Origin of the sequence: Microbulbifer epialgicus (assembly GCF_041447265.1) — a bacterium.
Taxonomy (GTDB): Bacteria; Pseudomonadota; Gammaproteobacteria; order Pseudomonadales; family Cellvibrionaceae; genus Microbulbifer; species Microbulbifer epialgicus.
The window spans coordinates 1-2,671 of the sequence record NZ_JBGMEK010000188.1 but is presented as its reverse complement, the minus strand read 5'-3'; the positions used below and the strand labels follow the sequence as shown (position 1 = coordinate 2,671).

Below are 2,671 nucleotides of genomic sequence, written 5' to 3'. Positions count from 1 at the left end.
AAGAGTGGGATAAAATGGATATGAGTTTTACTTGGAATTACTATAAAACACACTAACTATCAATATTTATCGAATAAGCTCAGTTTTACAACTAAAACTCAACCATAAAATAGCACTCCAATAATTCGTAAATTTATCTCCGAATTTATAGAGATGCCCTTCAAAGGCACTGGCATTTCTATCTTGTCTAAGAGCTACTATCGTTGCAGTCGGCGTAGTAGCCCCACAGCCTTTTGTGTAAACCATTGCCTCATATTTATCACCTGGCGATTTGCTACGGACAAGCTCTTGCGTTTCGCATTCTCCGAATATACCGCCGCTGGAAAAAAACCATACAACAACCCCAATAGGAATCAACAAAACCACACCAATCCCAATTAAGATTTTTTTAAAAATTTTCATATCATCATGGTCCAAGCTGAACGGGTATATTCCACTGGTCTCTATTTCGGTAGAAATCTATTCCTTGCTTAATCCAGTACTGATCTCGCGGATCATCTCCAAACGGGGAGGTTCCAAGAAATGGAAGTAAGCTCGGCCCAGAATTTCCCCAGGAGGGCAAGGAGGTACCCGCAGCTTGCTGGGCTCTACCAGCCTCATTTAGGATGATTGCATCAGGGAACCCAAATGCTGCCGCAGTAGCACCGTAATTAAAGTTCCCGAAATCTTCGTAATCCTTTCCTTGCTGCTTGTAATCCCACGGGCCTCGATTTTTCACCTGGTCCCTGAACCACCACGGGTTCCATTTGCCGCTTGCTTCCTTAATATTTCTGTCTATGTCACCACCTGCTGGCGCAAGCGGGGGCCATTTCTTGCCGTTACCAAATTCCCCCTTTTGTGCATTATTACCATCAGGTTAGAGTGAGCACCACAATCGAGCAACCCAGGCACACTAGTGAAAGAATAGGATAAGCCTTTGCAATTGTCGGCAATTTTGAATCTGTAGCTATTTCTCGATTTAGTAAGATGAAATATCTGCTACCTACATCGCCAATAGTACAAGTCGCACTGTATATAGCCAATATAAGTATAAGCATTATTGAACCTACTATCGTTAAAATGAGTTTTCTGTGGGCACCAATTATATCGATAGGAGTAAACGTTTTCACAAGCGCATAGGTTAAAAAAAACACTGATACAAGATTTAAAGTAATTAACAATGCCATCTGAACTGAAGCTGATATTTTTGCTGAGAAAAGATCTTTCTCACGTTTTGTCTCTGCAGAAAATATCTGTCCGTAAACCAATAAAAATAACTTATTAAACATTACTATGACCTACGGATTGCTTGGATCAGAGTGATAGTCATTGTTTACGTACAACCCTACGGCTCCAACGGCTGTCCCATATGGCCAAAAAAACATCAATGCACCCATATACATATCTACCCCAGATTTTCGTGCTCCGCGATAATTCCCATCCGCCATATGAACACCATAGTCAGTAGCACTAACTGCGTAACCAACACCACCTAAAACGTTACCGCCTGCTTTCAATGCTCTAGAAGCTTGCATTTTTGAAGACAAACCATGCAATAGCATTTTTTCATGTGTAATTGGAGTTATTGGGATTCTCTGTAGACCGTTGCTAAGAAAAGTCTTTTCACCTACAAGCGTAAAGCCTGCTAAAGAAAATAGGGTTGATCCCACATTAAGTGGATCCTCATGAGGTTGCGAATAGATAGAGTTACTCATATTGGGAGAAGAGCTTACAGGCAATCCTGCACAAGCCATGGGCACTGCACACCCACCCTTTTGTGCATATGAGCATTAAAAATGCACAAAAAAATAGTCAGTTCTTCTTCCGTCATCAACCATATCAACTCTAATTTCGAGTAAGTCCTGTATTGCTTTATTGAACCGCTCTCTTTCCCAAGAAGTTAACTGCCAGAGCTCCTCTTTAGAAATAGTTAACTTATCCGAATCAAAGAAACCCTTTGAATAAGCTATTTCTAAAATTTCTAATGCATCATCGATATTCTCTAGTTTTTGTATATCCCAAACTATCTCTTGGACTTCTTCATTTGGATCGTAATCTGCCTGCCCTTCACTAGGCCAACCAACAACAGCTCGTATTTTTTTTTCCGTTACTTCTAAGATCTGAAATCTATCGATTCCAAATTGAAGTATAAATCTAAACAATCTAGCAACATCTACCATGATGTTTAATCCTTCTATTAGATATCAATATCAGGTTGAGTCCATATGTGGCGGTTCTTTATTTTCCTTCCCAGACCCTCGACTTGAACATGGGGGATACCTGCAGAAGAACCTCTTAGTCCTCGGGCACCATCATTACGCAAAGTACCACCAGCCTTATTAATAATTCTCTGAAGTTGCTCAACTTTTTCTTGCGACAAGCCATTACCTTGCCGACTATTATCCGACAAGTTCGTAACTAATCGCTTAATTCTTTTCAAGGTTGATTTTGTAACGGAAGGTTTGATCACCTTTCCAACCACAGGAATTGCACCTACAGTTAGTGCACCACCTTCTAAACCAATATCTCCAGCAGTAGCATTTGCAATATTTGAAGGTGCGGAACAGGCACTTGAGCCAAGACAAAGAATAATGTCACCATCTGCATTGGTTTTCAGACCAATCCATTTCTTTTGTGCAAAAACATCACCCCGAGGCCAGTCGTACCTTAACTTCCCATTTTCCCTAGCGCA

The 2,671-nt window shown here is 40.8% G+C and carries 6 protein-coding genes; all 6 read right to left on the bottom strand.

The genetic code is table 11. The features are described 5' to 3' along the window. Positions 1-66 precede the first annotated feature (66 nt). A complete protein-coding gene (locus ACCI49_RS24265; RefSeq protein ID WP_371841832.1) occupies positions 67-402 on the bottom strand; it encodes a hypothetical protein in 336 nt (111 codons plus the stop codon). Between the two features lie 4 nt (positions 403-406). Beyond that, positions 407-718: a polymorphic toxin type 44 domain-containing protein gene (locus ACCI49_RS24260; protein ID WP_371841831.1), complete on the bottom strand. Its 312-nt coding sequence runs from the start codon at positions 716-718 to the stop codon at positions 407-409. A gap of 133 nt (positions 719-851) precedes the next feature. Beyond that, positions 852-1,268 (bottom strand): hypothetical protein, encoded by a 417-nt coding sequence (locus ACCI49_RS24255; protein ID WP_371841830.1) that lies wholly within the window; start codon positions 1,266-1,268, stop codon positions 852-854. Positions 1,269-1,277: 9 nt separating this feature from the next. Next, entirely contained in the window at positions 1,278-1,733 is a 456-nt protein-coding gene (locus ACCI49_RS24250) for a hypothetical protein (protein ID WP_371841829.1), read from the bottom strand. A 36-nt stretch (positions 1,734-1,769) separates the two neighbouring features. Continuing rightward, positions 1,770-2,159, bottom strand: a complete 390-nt coding sequence (locus tag ACCI49_RS24245; RefSeq protein WP_371841828.1) for a hypothetical protein — start codon at positions 2,157-2,159, stop codon at positions 1,770-1,772. Between the two features lie 17 nt (positions 2,160-2,176). Next, the coding region (locus ACCI49_RS24240) for a hypothetical protein (RefSeq protein ID WP_371841826.1) at positions 2,177-2,671 on the bottom strand (495 nt) is incomplete at its 5' end.